Origin of the sequence: Bradymonas sediminis, assembly GCF_003258315.1 — a bacterium.
GTDB classification, from domain to species: Bacteria; Myxococcota_A; Bradymonadia; order Bradymonadales; family Bradymonadaceae; genus Bradymonas; species Bradymonas sediminis.
This window is the reverse complement of sequence record NZ_CP030032.1, coordinates 322,440-337,360: the sequence shown is the minus strand read 5'-3', so window position 1 is coordinate 337,360 and position 14,921 is coordinate 322,440. Positions and strand designations below refer to the sequence as shown.

The 14,921-nt window shown below is 59.7% G+C and carries 11 protein-coding genes; 2 read left to right on the top strand and 9 right to left on the bottom strand.

Going from position 1 to position 14,921, the window contains the following annotated elements; translation table 11 throughout:
* Positions 1-13: 13 nt before the first annotated feature.
* The 5 genes from DN745_RS01265 to DN745_RS01245 form a co-directional block, all read right to left on the bottom strand.
* Complete coding sequence (locus DN745_RS01265; protein ID WP_111331412.1) at positions 14-2,356, bottom strand: arylsulfatase; 2,343 nt, start codon at positions 2,354-2,356, stop codon at positions 14-16.
* A 105-nt stretch (positions 2,357-2,461) separates the two neighbouring features.
* The gene (locus DN745_RS01260; protein WP_111331410.1) at positions 2,462-4,807 is read right to left on the bottom strand and encodes a sulfatase-like hydrolase/transferase; all 2,346 of its coding nucleotides are present in this window, start codon (positions 4,805-4,807) and stop codon (positions 2,462-2,464) included.
* A 42-nt stretch (positions 4,808-4,849) separates the two neighbouring features.
* Positions 4,850-5,290: a YidH family protein gene (locus DN745_RS01255; RefSeq protein WP_111331408.1), complete on the bottom strand. Its 441-nt coding sequence runs from the start codon at positions 5,288-5,290 to the stop codon at positions 4,850-4,852.
* Between the two features lie 76 nt (positions 5,291-5,366).
* A complete protein-coding gene (locus DN745_RS01250) occupies positions 5,367-6,704 on the bottom strand; it encodes an anaerobic sulfatase maturase (protein WP_111331406.1) in 1,338 nt (445 codons plus the stop codon).
* Positions 6,705-7,001: 297 nt separating this feature from the next.
* The gene (locus tag DN745_RS01245; RefSeq protein WP_111331404.1) at positions 7,002-7,382 is read right to left on the bottom strand and encodes a DUF1622 domain-containing protein; all 381 of its coding nucleotides are present in this window, start codon (positions 7,380-7,382) and stop codon (positions 7,002-7,004) included.
* Positions 7,383-7,521: 139 nt separating this feature from the next.
* Here DN745_RS01245 and DN745_RS01240 point away from each other — a divergent pair, with 139 nt between their 5' ends.
* Both DN745_RS01240 and DN745_RS01235 read left to right on the top strand, forming a co-directional pair.
* Entirely contained in the window at positions 7,522-8,142 is a 621-nt protein-coding gene (locus DN745_RS01240) for an NAD(P)-dependent oxidoreductase (RefSeq protein WP_111331402.1), read from the top strand.
* A 34-nt stretch (positions 8,143-8,176) separates the two neighbouring features.
* The gene (locus DN745_RS01235) at positions 8,177-9,886 is read left to right on the top strand and encodes a hypothetical protein (RefSeq protein WP_111331400.1); all 1,710 of its coding nucleotides are present in this window, start codon (positions 8,177-8,179) and stop codon (positions 9,884-9,886) included.
* Positions 9,887-9,925: 39 nt separating this feature from the next.
* On the opposite strand, the gene DN745_RS01230 is transcribed toward DN745_RS01235, so the two are convergent.
* From DN745_RS01230 to DN745_RS01215, 4 genes are all read right to left on the bottom strand, one after another.
* Complete coding sequence (locus DN745_RS01230) at positions 9,926-11,470, bottom strand: 2Fe-2S iron-sulfur cluster-binding protein (protein WP_162687380.1); 1,545 nt, start codon at positions 11,468-11,470, stop codon at positions 9,926-9,928.
* A 124-nt stretch (positions 11,471-11,594) separates the two neighbouring features.
* Complete coding sequence (locus DN745_RS01225; protein ID WP_111331396.1) at positions 11,595-11,999, bottom strand: hypothetical protein; 405 nt, start codon at positions 11,997-11,999, stop codon at positions 11,595-11,597.
* Positions 12,000-12,044: 45 nt separating this feature from the next.
* Positions 12,045-13,448, bottom strand: a complete 1,404-nt coding sequence (locus tag DN745_RS01220; protein ID WP_111331394.1) for a phosphatase domain-containing putative toxin — start codon at positions 13,446-13,448, stop codon at positions 12,045-12,047.
* Between the two features lie 4 nt (positions 13,449-13,452).
* Entirely contained in the window at positions 13,453-14,877 is a 1,425-nt protein-coding gene (locus DN745_RS01215; protein WP_133621678.1) for a hypothetical protein, read from the bottom strand.
* Positions 14,878-14,921: the final 44 nt, after the last annotated feature.

The following is a 14,921-nucleotide window of genomic DNA, read 5'->3' as shown; positions in this document are numbered from 1 at the left end:
GATACCTAGCGAGTCAGTCCCGTGACATCATCGCCAGCGCCTCCTTGTCGAGGTCGCGAATCCGCTCACCGCGCAGATCAATCGTCACCTGCTTGATGGTCCCCCCTTCGAAAGTAAAGGGCGACTGGTATTCGCTCGACACCGGCTGACCACTATCTCGCCCGACCGCCAGGCCTTCACCAGCCAGCGAGAAGGCCCCGGGTTGAGTCTTGATCTCAATCGTACCGACAACCTGCTCGTCGATATATAAGTCGACACGTCCCGTCGGGCTGGGGCCATCCGAGCCGGTCATATCAAAGCGCGCACCGAAGGTGTGCTTCCCCGTCGGGATCGTCTTATTCGAAGTGACGATCTGCTCGGTCTCCCCCAGCCAATTATAGACATAGTGTAGGCGACGATCTTTGATGAAGAGGGAGTGCCCGCCGAAGCGGCCGCCCTGCGCGAAGAGCACGCCCTTGGCCCGCTCCTTCTCCACCTTTAGCTCGCAGCCGATGTCGAATGAGCGCCCGTGCGTCTTGGCCGCGACCATCTCGGGCACGTCCGCGCAATCGGGGTAATACACATATACGTCTCGATCGGGCGAGGGTTGCGGCCGCGGACTCATCAGCACCTCGCGGGCAGTGCGGTCGTCCAGCGGGAGACCGTTGTAGCGCCCGGCGAAACCGAACCAGAGCTGCTTTAACTGTTCAAGCTTATGGGGATGCTTGCGGGCCAGGTCGTGGGCCTGACTACGGTCTTCATCGAGGTTGAAAAGCTCCCAGCGATCGCTGGCGAAGTTCCCCCAACCAGACACCGTGGGATGAACCGTGGCGGCGTGCCAGCCCTCGTACCAGATGCCGCGCGAGCCGAGCATCCCGTAGATCTGCGCGCGCTTTTTGGTCGGCGCCTTCTTGTCTTCAAAGGTATGCTTGAAGCTCACGCCCTCGAGCTCCGACTGGGTATAGCCCTTCACCACATCCGGCGGCTCAATGCCGAGGCAATCGTAAATCGTTGGGACGATATCAATCGCGTGGCAGTATTGGTCACGCGTCTCCCCCTTCGACTTGATGCCTTTGGGCCAGCTTATGATCATCGGGTCGGCGGTGCCGCCCTCGTGGCCTGAATAGCGTTTGTACATCTTGAACGGTGCACAAAACGCCTGCGCCCAGCCGTTGGGATAATGGTTATAGGTCTTCGTTGAGCCGAGAACGTCGAGATATTTCATATTATCTTCGAGGCTATCCGGCACGCTGTTGAAGAACTTATTCTCGTTAACCGAGCCATTCGGGCCCCCCTCGCCGCTGGCCCCGTTGTCGGAGACGACGACCACAAGAGTGTTGTCGAGCTGACCGGTCTCATCGAGGTAATCGAGCAGACGACCGATATGGTGGTCGCAATGACTCACGAAGCCGGCATAGACCTCGGCCATACGGCAAAAGAGCGTCTTCTCGTCGTCCTTCAAGCTATCCCAATCGCGGATAATATCGGTGTCGGGCCATTTTTTGCCGTCGGCGCTTTTTTCGTTGATATAGGCGTTGATAGGCGGCAGCTCGGTCCCCTTGGGCAGAATCCCCATCTTGATTTGGCGCTTGAGCGCCTCTTCACGGTACTTATCCCAGCCCATATCGAATTTCCCGGCGTATTTATCAGGCCATTCCTTGGGGACCTGATGCGGCGCGTGACCCGCGCCGGGGCAGAAATACATGAGCCAGGGTTTCTGCGGGGCGATGACCTTGGCATCGCGAATATAGCGAATCGCGGTGTCGGCGATGTCAACGCTGAGGTGGTAGCCCTCCTCGGGGGATTTTGTGATCTCGGCCGGCTGATTATCCTGGAAGAGGTCGGGGTAATATTGGTCGGTCTCACCGCCGAGGAAACCATAGAATCGCTCGAAGCCACGTCCCAACGGCCACTGGCGTTTGCTGGCCGCCATATGCGTTTGCTCACCCGGCGTCAGATGCCACTTACCAACCGCGTAGGTATTGTAGCCGCGGTCGACCAGGATCTCGGAGATGAACCCATTCTCAAAGGGAATATGCCCGTTCGATCCAGGAAAGCCAGACGAGGCTTCGGCGATACACGCCATGCCATTGGAGGTTGCGTTTCGCCCGGTCAAAAGACAGGAGCGGGTGGGCGAGCACAGCGCGGTGGTGTGGAAGTTGGTGAAGCGCAGGCCCTGATTGGCGAGGCGGGTCATATTGGGCGTCTCGATCAACCCGCCGAAGCTCTCGAACGCGCCAAAGCCGACGTCATCCCACACGATATATAAAATATTGGGGGCGTCTTTCTCGGCAGAGGGCGACTCGTATGCGGACCAATCGGCCTGGGAGTCACGGACGTCGAGGGCGATATGCCCTTGAAAGCGTTTTTTGCTCATCGGTTTTGTCCTGATATTCGAAGTTTTATATTTTTGGGCACCGAGGCCTGCGTGGTGACCTGAGCTGCGCAAAGGCCACCACGCCTTCAACTTCTTCAGCGGCGGTTAGTCGCGCCGATGAGCCATCTGGGCCTCCATATCCGGGTCTTGATACGGCATTCCTTTCAGCCCAATCGTAACCTTCTCGACCACGCCCCCCTGAAAGGTGTCGGGCGATGAATAGTCGTCACTGGCCGGACTCCCGACGTCGCGCCCCACGGTGATGACGCCCTCAAGGCCAAAGAACCCGGGCTGAGTTTTCATGGTGTCCGAGGCGATCTCCTTGCCGTCGATAAATAGCTTCACCGGGCCGATGGGGCTCTGGTTATCGTCATGCTTCTGGATCTCGAAGCTCACGCCCACGGTGTGTTTGCCGGGCTTAAGCGGCTTCGTTGCGCTGATCTTCTGCTGCAATTCGCCCAACCAATTATAGACGTAATGGAGCCGCCCCCCTTTGACATAGAGTGTGTGGCCGCCGGCGTTACTGCCCTGGGCGAAGATGACGCCGTCGGGTTGCCCACCTTTGTCGACGGTGACCTCCGCCGCGATGTCATACGAGCGCTGCGTGGTGCTCGCGCCAACCCCCTGGGGTACCGGTTCGGTGTGCGGATAATAGACGTACTCGGTGCGCGGCTTGCCGGGCTGTGGCCGGTTGGCCGCGAGGACCTCCACGGCGGTTCGATCATCGAGCGGAAGCGCGTTATAGCGCCCGGCGAACATCGCCCAGATATTCTTCATCTCCTCAAGCTTCGCGGGATATTTCTCAGCCAGGTCCTTGGTCTGGCTCCGATCCTTTTCGAGGTTAAATAGCTCCCAGCGATCTTGCTCAAAGTTGCCCCAGCCGCTGGTTGCCGGATGCACGGCGCTGGCATGCCAGCCGTCGTACCAGATGCTACGCGTCCCCAGCATGCTATAGAACTGCGCGCGTTTATTGGTCTTGGCCTCCGCGTGATCAAAGGTGTGCGCGAAGCTCACCCCTTCAATCTCCGACTGGGTATAGCCATGGACGACGTCCGGCGGATCGATATCCATGCAGTCATAGATGGTCGGAACGATATCGATCGCGTGGCAATATTGGTGGCGAATCTCGCCACGCGCCTTGATGCCCTTGGGCCAGGCGACCAACAGCGGGTCGGCCGTACCGCCCTCGTAATTGGCGTAACGCTTATACATCTTGAAGGGCGCGCAGAACGCCTGCGCCCAACCGTTGGGATAGTGGTTATAGGTCTTCGGAGAACCCAGCTCATCGATATATTTAAGGTTTTCCTTGGTGGTATCGACGATTCCGTTGAAGAACTTCATCTCATTGACCGTCCCGTTCGGACCGCCTTCCCCGCTGGCGCCGTTGTCGCTCACAGCCACAATGATGGTGTTATCAAGCTCACCGGTGGCCTCAAGGTGGTCGAGTATACGACCGATATGATGGTCACAATGGCTGACGAACCCGGCGTAGACCTCGGCCATGCGCGAGAATAATTTTTTCTCGTCGGCGCTCAGTGACTTCCAGGGGCGCACCACGTCTTGCTCCGGCCAGGGCTTACCGTCGACGCTGGTCTCATCCATATACTCGTTAAGCTTGGGCAGTTTCGTCCCCTTGGGCACCAACCCCATCTTGATCTGGCGGGCCAATGTCTGCTTTCGATAGGCTTCGTAACCCATGTCAAATTTGCCCTTATATTTGTCGGCCCACTCCTTCGGCACATGATGCGGGGCGTGACCACACCCGGGGGCAAAATACATCATCCAGGGCTTGTCCGGCTCAACCGCGCGGGCGTCTCGAATATATTGCAGTGCCTTGTCGGTGATATCTTTGGTGAAATGGTATCCGTCTTCGGGCAGATAGGGCTGGTCCACGGACTGATTGTCCTGGATAAGCAACGGGTACCACTGGTTGGTTTCGCCGCCTAAGAATCCGTAGAAACGCTCGAACCCGCGCCCCAGCGGCCACTGCCGGCGCGAGCCCGCGGCGTGATTGTCATAGTCCGGCGTCAGGTGCCACTTCCCGAGGTGATAGGTGCTATAGCCCTCGTCGACGAGCACCTCTTGGAGCATGGCATTCTCGAACGGAATACGCCCGTTCGAGCCGGGGTATCCGGTGGCAAATTCCGAGATACACGCCATCCCATTGCTGGTCGCGTTGCGACCGGTCAGCAAGCAGGCGCGCGTCGGCGAGCACAGCGCGGTGGTATGAAATTGGGTATAGCGCAGCCCCATATCGGCGATGCGAGTCATGTTTGGCGTTTCGATGAGCCCGCCATAACAATCGAAGGCGCCAAAGCCGACGTCGTCCCACACGATATAGAGGATATTCGGCGCACCATCGCGCGCTTTGGGCGGCGAATACGCGGACCAATCCGGCTCAGCGTCACGAGCATCCAGCGCGATACGTCCTTGAAAGCGTTTCTTGACCATTCTTCTCTCTGGTATGAGGTTTCAATCCGTTCGAAACTGCGTTCATTTGATGACCAGGTCCACGACAACACTGGCGCTCAGGAGGAGCCCGACCACCAGAATAAATACCGCTGAAAATAGTGCGCTGCTCAGTCTCCTCTTCTGACCACTTCGGCGCCGCAAATCACGCGCGTAAATCACATACTCTGCGATCCCCAACACGATGGTCAGGACGCCGCCAACCAGAAGCACAAGCCCAAGGTGATGCGGGGCCTGGTCGAGTTCAGACTGCTTGCTCTGCAGGTCCCCAAGTTTGCTCAGATACTGAAAAAATTTCGCGATCGTGAAGCCAAAGCTGACCATGGAGACCGCGGTGCGCACCGCCGCCATCAGCGTGCGCTCAGCCGCCTCAACGCTGCGCTGATAGGCCAGGTCAGTGCGCTGCTCGCCTAGCGTCTCGGTCGGGGAATCCCCCGCTGGATCGGTCGTCGTCTTCTCCGCCATTGCGCTCGCGTGCCCTCCCCGCGCCTCCGGGTCCGTAGCCTATTGGACGCGCTCGTCTCCGGAGCGCCTTGGCTGATTACGTCTGATGACGGCGCCGTTGACGCCGGCGCCGAGGCGGATGCCGGCTCGGCCGCTCGGTCTTCGCGCGCTCCTCACGCCTCAATATCTCCATCACCAGGGCGGCGTCATTTCCGCTGCGCAATAGCCCACCCATCACCTGCATCGGTTCGTCAATATGTGTAAAAAACGCCTTATACCCGGCACATAGATAGTTCAGCCCCGACTCGCCATCGGGGGTCTGCATGAACCGGTTTCGCGGGCATTCGCCATTGCAGGCAAAGCGCACCTCGCAGTTCAGGCAATGCTCAGGGAGGGTGTCTTTTTTGGCGCGCCCGAAGGCACGTTGGCGCTCAGAGGAGACCAACTCAAGCAAATGCGCGTCGCGAATATTGCCGAGCAGAAAGTCCGGTTCGACATAGTGGTCGCAGGAGTAGAGGTCGCCGTTGTGCTCCAGCGCGACCGCATCCCCGCAGGTCTCGGCGAAGATGCACATCGACTGCGGCAGGCGCATCCAGCTGGCTAAAGCTGCCTCAAATTGGGGCAAAAACACCTGACCGACGTCGTTTCGCACCCACTCATCGAAGATGGCGATCAGAAAATCGCCCCACTTTTGGGGCTCGACGGAGCGCTCGGTGACCATCTTTCCGTGCTGCGTATAGAGCGGTCGCCCCTCACCACCGCTGCCCCAGCCCTCTTCGGCTTGCTGGCGCGTCTCCGGGCTGACCCGCTCAACAATCGGAATGAACTGAATAAATTGAGCGCCTAGCTCATCACGAAAAAACCGGTAGACCTCCAAGGGAGCGTCGGCGTTTTGGTCATGCACGGTGCATAATATATTGAAGTCGACCTGATGCGCCTTTAGGAGCTTTGCCGCGCGCACCACCTTATCAAATGTCCCGCGACCGCCCTTATCTACCCGATACGCGTCATGCATCGCGCGCGTGCCGTCGATCGAAAGCCCAACCAAAAACGAATGTTCGCGGAAAAACGTACACCACGCATCGCTGAGCCGGGTCCCGTTCGTCTGGATGGTATGCTCGATCGTCATATTGGGACGGCGGTATTTCTCGACGACTTCGAGCGCGCGCTCAAAGAATTCCAAGCCCATCAATGTGGGCTCACCGCCCTGCCAGGCGATGGTCACATGCGCGCCGCGTTGGGACTCAATTACCTGCCGAATATAGAGTTCGAGCAGGTCATCAGCCATGCGAAAAGGACTCCCCGGATAGAGCGCTTCCTTGGACAGGAAGAAGCAATATTTGCAGTCCAAATTGCACACCGCCCCGGTGGGCTTGGCCATCACATGAATATTGGAGGGGCCACCTTTGGGCCATGTCGTGGGGCGCGCCGGCATCGCAGAGGCGCATCCCGCGCAATCGGAGGGAGGCGTCGGCACAATAGGAGTTTCACTAGACGTCATGGAGCAGTCCCGTTTAGCGATAGTCGTACTGCCCACTATCCATTGAAATTATTTAATTATTTATCGCGGTCCGCGACCACGCAGAGCGCAGCCGCGGCCAAAAGAACTACGAGCCCCACCAGGAGTGAAATCGGGCGACGCTCAAACCGTAGACACCCGGCCAAAGTGGGCAAAGATCTTTTTTGAATACTCACCACCCACGACCTCAACCAAAGCAAACCGAACACCGCGCTACCCCCGACCTGGCCTGCGCGGGGGCGACTCCCCGCTCTCCTCCATCGAGCGCATTTCTCGCTCCAAAAAATAGTTCAGCCCTGTTCGAATGGCCGCGACCGCGGCGAGTTTTCCGAGCTCCGCCCAGGAGGGCGCGATGGTGGTCGCGAGGATGTCCGCGGCGAGTTGAAATTCGAGGGCGATGGCCAGATATTGGGAGAGCACCAGACGGATATGGCGAAACCCGTGTCGTCCCGCATCCGACGCCTCGCGCGGCGCCCGCACAATATGCGCAACCGCCGCCATGACGCCGACGACGACCACCAACGCCCCCAGCATCTCGATGCCCAGGCGCGCCCATGATAGGACCACGATCACCGTCTGCTCGAACGCCTCCATGACCGCCCCCGCGTGCTATTAGTTGGACTGTCGAATTACGTCACAAAAAGTGTAGACGCGGACCCAAGTTAGAGAAGTCCATTGCCCTTCGCTCTCTTCGGATCTCACAGCCCCCGCGCCCCATCAGGAAGAATATCCAATGAAAATATACCTCTTAGGCGCCACCGGCCGCGTCGGCCAACGCATCCTCACCAAAGCACTCGCCGACGCCCACGCCATCACAGCCCTGGTTCGGTCGCCGGATAAGATCGCAACGCGCTCAGATCGGCTCAGACTCGTCACCGGTGACGCGTTGAGCGAGCAGGATATCGTCGGGTCAATGGCCGGCTGTGACGTCGTCATCAGCGCCCTGAATACCGACAAGAATCAGGTGTTGTCTCGGAGCACGCCGCTTATCCTCAAGGCGATGCAAGCGCACGGGATCTCGCGCATCATCACCATCGGGACCGCCGGCATTTTGCAAAGCCGCAGCCAACCCGATATCTATCGGTTTCAGTCACGAGACTCGAAGCGTCGCTCGACGACTGCGGCCGAAGACCACCTGGCCGCCTACGAGCTTTTGGCCGCCTCGGCCCTGGACTGGACGGTCGTTTGCCCGACCTATTTGCCCGATGGGGATGAAGAAGGCGAGTACCGGTCCGAGGTCGATTTTCTGCCGGAGGGCGGCAAGAGAATTTCGGTGGGCGATACGGCGGCTTTTGCGTATTCGCTCCTGTTCAATGATACTTATATGCGCAAGCGCGTCGGGCTCGCGTATTAAACAAACTATTTCTAAGCATATAGGCCAATAAATCATGCGCATATTTCGATATTGTTTTATTCTCTCGGTCCTCTTATTCGCGCTCGCCTGCAGCGACGATGCGCCATCGGATGAGGGGCGAGATACCGGCTCCGCGCCGGATGCCAGCGATGCCTTGTCTGACGCGCACCAGGCTGACGACGCAGGGGCCCCGGATGCGCATATAGACGAGGATGCAGGGGCGCCCGACGATGCCGGGACGCCCGACGATGTCAGCAATGTTGGCGATGCTACCGACGCTACCGACGCCAGCGATGCTGACGCAACCGACGCAACCGATGCCACCGACCCCGAGGACGCCAGTGATACCGGGACGCCCGACACGCAAGAGCCTGTGTGCGACCTGGCCTGCGACACCCCGCCCGCCGACACCTGCGCCGACGCCGACACACTCCGCAGCTTCAGCGCCCCGGGGCTCTGCGAAGACGCCGCCTGCACCTACGATTTCGTCGACACCGCCTGCGCCTTTGGCTGCGAAAACGGCGCGTGCAAAGCCCCCGATAATTTCCTCATCAGCGAGGTTTATTACGACGCGCCGGGCGCCGACAAAGAGAGCTTTATCGAGGTCTACGGCCCCGCGAACACCGCGGTAGACGGCCTGCGGCTGGTCGCGGTCAACGGAAATGGTGGCGGCGAATACGCCACGATCGACCTCATCGGCCAGACCAATAGCGAGGGCTTCTTCGTGGTCATGCAGCCCAGCGCCCCCGCCGAGTGGCTAGCCCTGGCCGACCAACTCGACAACAAAGCCGACCTGCAAAACGGCCCCGACAGCGTCCAATTGCGCTTCGGCGAGCAGGTCATCGACGCGCTGGCCTACGGGGAGTTTAGCGCCACCGAGGTGGCTGCCGGGCTGGGCGAGCCGGCGGTGGACGCGCCCGCCGGCCAGAGCCTGTCGCGCGACGAGAATATGACCAATACCCACGATAATTTCAGCGATTTCCAGCTCGCCGACCCCAGCCCGGGCGTTGGTTTTTCGCTCCCGAGTTGCACCGACGCCTGCACTCAGGGGAGCACGGTTTGCGACGGCGAATCGGCGCTGAAGACCTGTGAAATGCAGGCGTCGGGGTGTTTGGATTGGTCCGCGCCGGTCGCCTGCTCCGCGTCGCAGACCTGCAGCGCCGGCGCCTGCCAGGACACGGTCGACCCCGACGACTGGTTCGACCCGCAGAGCTGCTCTGGCGCCGCCTGGAGCGCGGCCGACGCGCTCGCCAGGCTCAACTCAAGCTCGAGCGTCGTGCTGGACTCCCAGACCGTTTTGGAGCGCAGTCGCACCTGCGACGCTAACGGCTGCGGGCCCTGGTCCGCGCCGCAGCCCAATAGCATCCGCTATCTGACCTGGTCCGGCGGCGTCACCACGCGCTACACGACGCTCCAGACCGACACCACCCTGGTGCTCTATAACGATAACGGGACGCCCAAGCTCTCGGTGCGCCACGACACCCACCTGGCCAAATACCCCGACGACCACGACCAGGGCATCGTCTTCGGCCTCCCCGCAGCGACGGTCCGATACCCCAGAATGCGCGCTTGGAAGATGCCCCCGTCGCAGCATCCCTACGATTATCAGGACCTGGACAACTACATCGGCCGCGACGCCCAATTGCACGTAAGCGCCAACTGCGCGCGCTTCGAATCGGTGAGCCCCGCGCGCGACTCGGCGTCCGAGCAGGTCGAGCAATTTGTGGCGGTGTACCGCTTCTGAGCGCGCGACCGCATCGCGCGCCCGCAAAGCGCGTCCAATTCAGCCGACCGCGTGCGGGTTACAATGTACGCAATAAAAATGCCCGGTTCGTTGGTGCATCAACCCGGCGCTGCCGGCGGGCAATTCGCGCTGACAGCCGTCACAGATCGAGCCGACGCCCAAGACCTCCTGGCTATAGCCCGACTTTAGATGCTCCTCGCCACCCATAATCATGCCGCGCTCGCTGCTCTTGACCATTTCGCGGCGAAACAACTCCTGAATACTCATCCAACGCCGGATGAAGCGCTCCTGCACCCCATGCTTTCGCAGAGTATTTTCAAAAAGATCCTCTCGATGATCAAAAATTTCATCGCTAAAGATCATCCAATGGTGCGCGTTGAATGGATTCAAACCAAAATAAGAGCTCTCCGCATGGAAAATAGCCGCTAAAAACTCATATTGCTTCGAGATCGCCCGCTCTTTTGTCGCGTGCTGAAAAAAGGGGCTCAATCGGGGGTCGGCATAGATTTGGTCATAGACATCTTCCAGGATACGCCGCAACTTCGGTCCCTGTTCAAGAGCGGCCCAGAGCTCGGGCTCGGGCGGCAGCGACTGGAGCTTTTGACCATCCTGGGGCCAATAGGGTTCGTCACTTATGAAGGGATCGGCCAGGATATGAGCGCGTCGAAATCCGGCTCCAATCGCGAGATAGCGCGCGTGGTACACCATCCCCGGGTTTCCGCATAGATAAAGCGCGTGCTCCGCGACGTCCTGTGAAAACGACGGCGAGTCGAAGGCCGCCTGTGTGACGCTTTGCTCGCCGACGCACGGAAAATAGCGCAGGTTCGCATGGGCGCGCGCCAGCGCCACTAGCTCCGCGTTTAGATAAAGCTCATCCGGGGTCGCCACGCCGTGGTATAGAAGGATCGGCCCGCGATGCCCGTGCCGGAGGGCGTCGCGCAGGACGCCATATAGCGGCGCAAGCCCCGTCCCCGTGGCGAGCAAGACGAGGGTGCGCTCCGGGTTATCCAGGTCATAGACACACTCGCCCATTGGCCCCTGAATCTTAATGAAGTCGCCTACCTCTAACGCATCGTGAATCCAACCACTGACCACCCCGTTGTCGACGCGTTTGACATGGAGGTGCACGAAATAGTCCTCCTCGGCGATACTCGCGATGGAGTAATTCCTCGAAATCCCTTCAGGGTTGATGAGGTTAATATACTGCCCTGGGGTCCAGTCCAAGTTGACCGCGGGCTCGATCGAGAGCCGAACCACGCTTGGCGAAAGCGCGACCTTCTCGGACACGATCGCCTCCAGCGTGAGCTGAGAGTAGTCGGCGAGGCCAACCGTAAGGTCCGCCTTCGGGTGTGCCCGACAGGGAAGGAAATGCCCGCTGTCGACCAACTCTTGACGCAGGGCTTTTGTCGCCTCCAGATTTACCTCGCCTGACAGCACACGCATCATACATGTCTGGCAGACGCCGTGGCGACACGAAAAATCAACCTCAGCTCCGCCACGGATCAGACTATCAAGGAGCGACTCCCCATCGCGAACTTGATAACGGAATCCCTCAAACTCAACGGTGGGCCTGTCTTTATTCATCGTTTCAGCCTTCTTGAGCCCTCTCGGGCCCATGCTTGGTCGCCATATTTATCGCCGCCTCGACGCATCCGCACAGGCTGAGCCTGGTGCACGAGCATCGAAGCGGCGACAGCTCCAATTGAAATTACAGGGCGCTTTCAACCTTGCTCAGGTTCATCCGCGCCTTGGTGAGCGCCATACCGATATTTGCGGATTTGTTGCAGACCCAAACCACCGCATGCTCGGGATAGTTTTTACAGCGTTGAAAGATGTGCAATAAATTGTCGCTGAAGACCAAAATCTCCTGAAAATAGTGATGCCCGTCTTCGCTGACACCACGGTTCTTGCGGAACATCTTCTCAATCGTGACCACGTTTCGCCCCTGGAAGAGATCGGAGGTGGCCGCCGCGACGAAATCAAGAATCTCCTGAGGGTGAGACTCTACGGTTTTGACGCCAATGAGCATGCCCGTGGACATGTCGACATAGCCGCCGGCTACACACTCCGGGATATCCGAAATGGCGGATTGAATTGCTGAATCGAGAGACATTACAACTCCTTACTAGTTATGGTCATGGGAAAAAGCAGGAACGCATCACGTGTGTAATGCAGAACTTTTCCGCTGGATGGAGCCGTCGCGGGCGACGGCTGATTCGAGCCAACGCTCGAATTTGTTGAGAAATTGGTGTTGCAGTTCGGATTGAATCCAACGCGGATGAATTTGGCGGGCCCGGGAGAACGCATCCTCAGCGCCAAGGCCTTCGAAAACCTCAAACGCCGCCAGCATCGTCCCTGTGCGCCCGATGCCGGCGCGACAGTGAAAAGCAATCACGTCGCCCTGAGCCAGGCGCCGCTGAATACGGGCGCAAAACGCGCCCGCGGCCTGCAACTGCGGTGGATGCATGTCGACAATGGGGAAGTGAATGAGGTCGATTGCGTAGGGCTTGAGCGTCTCCGAATCGAGCGGAATCTCGGTCAAACTCACCAGCGCGGTGATATTCATGCGCTTGAGCGAGCCGAGGTCCTCCTCAATCGGGCGCACGATGCCGGGCATGGGTGTCCCGGCCAACCGACCGGGCCGCATCCAATGGAAACCATAGGGTCCGCGGCTCTCACTCGGCACATTGCCGGGCGCGGGCCGCGCAGCCGCGCGTGTTTGGCGCTCCTGCAATGCCGGGGTTCCCTTGCTCGCCCAGGGGCTCTGCCGGGCCAAATAGGCCGGCGATAATTGCCGTGGATCGGCCTGGGGAGAATCCACCGTGCAACTGCCACTTCGAATGAACTCCTGGGCGACCCGGGTATAGGGCGCGCGAAAGAACGACTCAGTGAGCGTGCATTCGTGAATCGTCCCCCCGGCAAGGATCGCTGTGTAGTCCGCAATTTGGCGCGCATACCGCTGATTATGGGTCGTCAGAAATAGGCTGCGCTTTTGCTTTTGGGTCGTCAAAAACCGCAAGATTCGCTGGCTATCCTCTTCCGAAAGCCTGGCCATCGGCTCATCGGCGCAGAGAAGTTCGGGGTCCGGAAGTACCGCGGCGACCAACGTCAAGAGTCGGCGCTCGCATGGGGACAAGGCCAGAAGTTCGGTGTCAAAATGACGCGCTAGAGCGCCCTCCCCCAGGGCGTCTAGCTCATGGCGAAGTCGCCTGCGCAGGTCTTCGCGCGTATATCTTTCGCGCTCGGGGTAGCGGGACGACAACAGCTCAAAGGCGGTCGCGCTCATCATCGATAGTTTTTGCTCGACAAACGCCGGACGCGCCGCGACGGCGTCGCGAAGAATCGACGCCCCAAGATAGTGCGCCTGGCCGCCGACTTGAATTAGATGACTCTCGCGATCTACCCCACATATGGTGCGCATCAGCGTCGACTTACCGCCGCCGCCGGGTCCCATCAGCACCAGGCATTTCCCACGCTCCAGCGCGAGATCGACGCCCGATAGAATCAGGCGCTCCCCAATCCAGACCGTCAGTGAGTTGAGCATAAGAACCAGGGAATCCATCGAATCACTCCCTGGTCAGCGAGCGCATGGTTGACACTAATCGCCCAATATCTTGATTGTCACACCGCGCCAGCAATACAATTTCCCCGTCCCAAACGGCCCCCCACGCGGCTTGCTTTGACAAAAAGCTAATGCCAACGCCGCCCCCCTTTTGATTCAATGGCCGCGTTGAAGCCTCGAGCTCTCCAACCAATACGCTGGCCTCGAGCAATTCATCGAAACTCACCGCGGACCCGCTGTAACCGAGGGGAAGGTAGCAATCTGACCCCGCCGACCGCTGCAATACCCAGCGCTCCTCGCCGAAATCATGCTCAAGCAAGCGCTCACTCGTGTCGGTGTGGGGACACAGGAGCGCCGAAGCTTCCAATAGCAACATGGCCGTGGAGAATCTCTGCACCGATCTATCCCCAGACATCGCTTCAACGCTTACGCTCAAATGCACCTCGCGTCCCAACTCGGCTAACCTCGCCAGTGCGTGCGCGGTGCCGACCCCATATATATAGGTCTCCCGATGGTCGGGGACGCCCGCGACACTCCCCTCTCGGCCATCCTCGCGGCTGACATCGGTGAAGCTTTCGTCCCATCGGCGGCATATTTTGGCGACGTCAACGCCACCGGCGTCTACAAGACCAGCCTCGAAAAGGTCCGCCAACGAGCGCCCCTGAACACGGCAGCCCAGAAGCACCTCTCCGTTCTTCACCATCATCTGGGCGCGAGGTTCGGCCTCCCCTTCAGCAAAAAACCTCACACAGCTCAGCGCCTCGATCGCGCTGAGTCGCGCCAGCAGATTCAGGAGATTTCGCGCGGCACATTCGCCCCCAAAATCGGGCGCGCCGGTGAGCGACCCTACCGGCGCGGACGCGACCTCTCGAGCAAACGCTCGCGACACCGGGCTCGGCGAGGTTATCTCATCGCCAAGCCCCGAAGGCTCCCACTCAATAAAAGGCCCCTGGCCGTCAAGGTCGATCTCCTCGAGCTCCTCGAACTCCTCCACAATCAGGCGAAAAGGCCACCCATCAGCGCTGTCCACGCCCGATTTCGTCTCCAGCGCGCCGTCGCCAGGATGGAGCACCTGGCGCTCCGATAACTCTTCGCTCAGCGCTATTAGTTCTTTCACGGCATCCCCTCCACCCAGTTTTCGCCCGACAAACTCAATGACTTCAATCACTTCCTGCCCATATCCCTTGGCGGTGAGCAGTTCCGCAATGTGTCGGTACGTCTTCTGGGTCTTCGGCGCCGCCTTGATGGCCCAACACAGCGCCTGGATCGCCGCCTCGAAGAGCCCGGCAGAGACAAGCGCATTCGCACGCTGCGCCAAATATACCCCCAACTGCTCGCCGGCCTCGGCGTCCAAAGCGCTCAGCGCCACGACCGTCGCCCCAACCCGGGAGAAGTCATGTGAGCGGGGGTCATCTTCGAAAATTTGCACGCACTCTCGCATCGACGCCATCGCGGCCTGGCTCTCGCCGTTGC

Coding starts and splice junctions, on each gene's coding strand:
- DN745_RS01265 (WP_111331412.1), bottom strand. CDS start 2,356: ATGAGCAAAAAACGCTTTCAAGGGCATATCGCCCTCGACGTCCGTGAC.
- DN745_RS01260 (WP_111331410.1), bottom strand. CDS start 4,807: ATGGTCAAGAAACGCTTTCAAGGACGTATCGCGCTGGATGCTCGTGAC.
- DN745_RS01255 (WP_111331408.1), bottom strand. CDS start 5,290: ATGGCGGAGAAGACGACGACCGATCCAGCGGGGGATTCCCCGACCGAG.
- DN745_RS01250 (WP_111331406.1), bottom strand. CDS start 6,704: ATGCCGGCGCGCCCCACGACATGGCCCAAAGGTGGCCCCTCCAATATT.
- DN745_RS01245 (WP_111331404.1), bottom strand. CDS start 7,382: ATGGAGGCGTTCGAGCAGACGGTGATCGTGGTCCTATCATGGGCGCGC.
- DN745_RS01240 (WP_111331402.1), top strand. CDS start 7,522: ATGAAAATATACCTCTTAGGCGCCACCGGCCGCGTCGGCCAACGCATC.
- DN745_RS01235 (WP_111331400.1), top strand. CDS start 8,177: ATGCGCATATTTCGATATTGTTTTATTCTCTCGGTCCTCTTATTCGCG.
- DN745_RS01230 (WP_162687380.1), bottom strand. CDS start 11,470: ATGAATAAAGACAGGCCCACCGTTGAGTTTGAGGGATTCCGTTATCAA.
- DN745_RS01225 (WP_111331396.1), bottom strand. CDS start 11,999: ATGTCTCTCGATTCAGCAATTCAATCCGCCATTTCGGATATCCCGGAG.
- DN745_RS01220 (WP_111331394.1), bottom strand. CDS start 13,448: ATGGATTCCCTGGTTCTTATGCTCAACTCACTGACGGTCTGGATTGGG.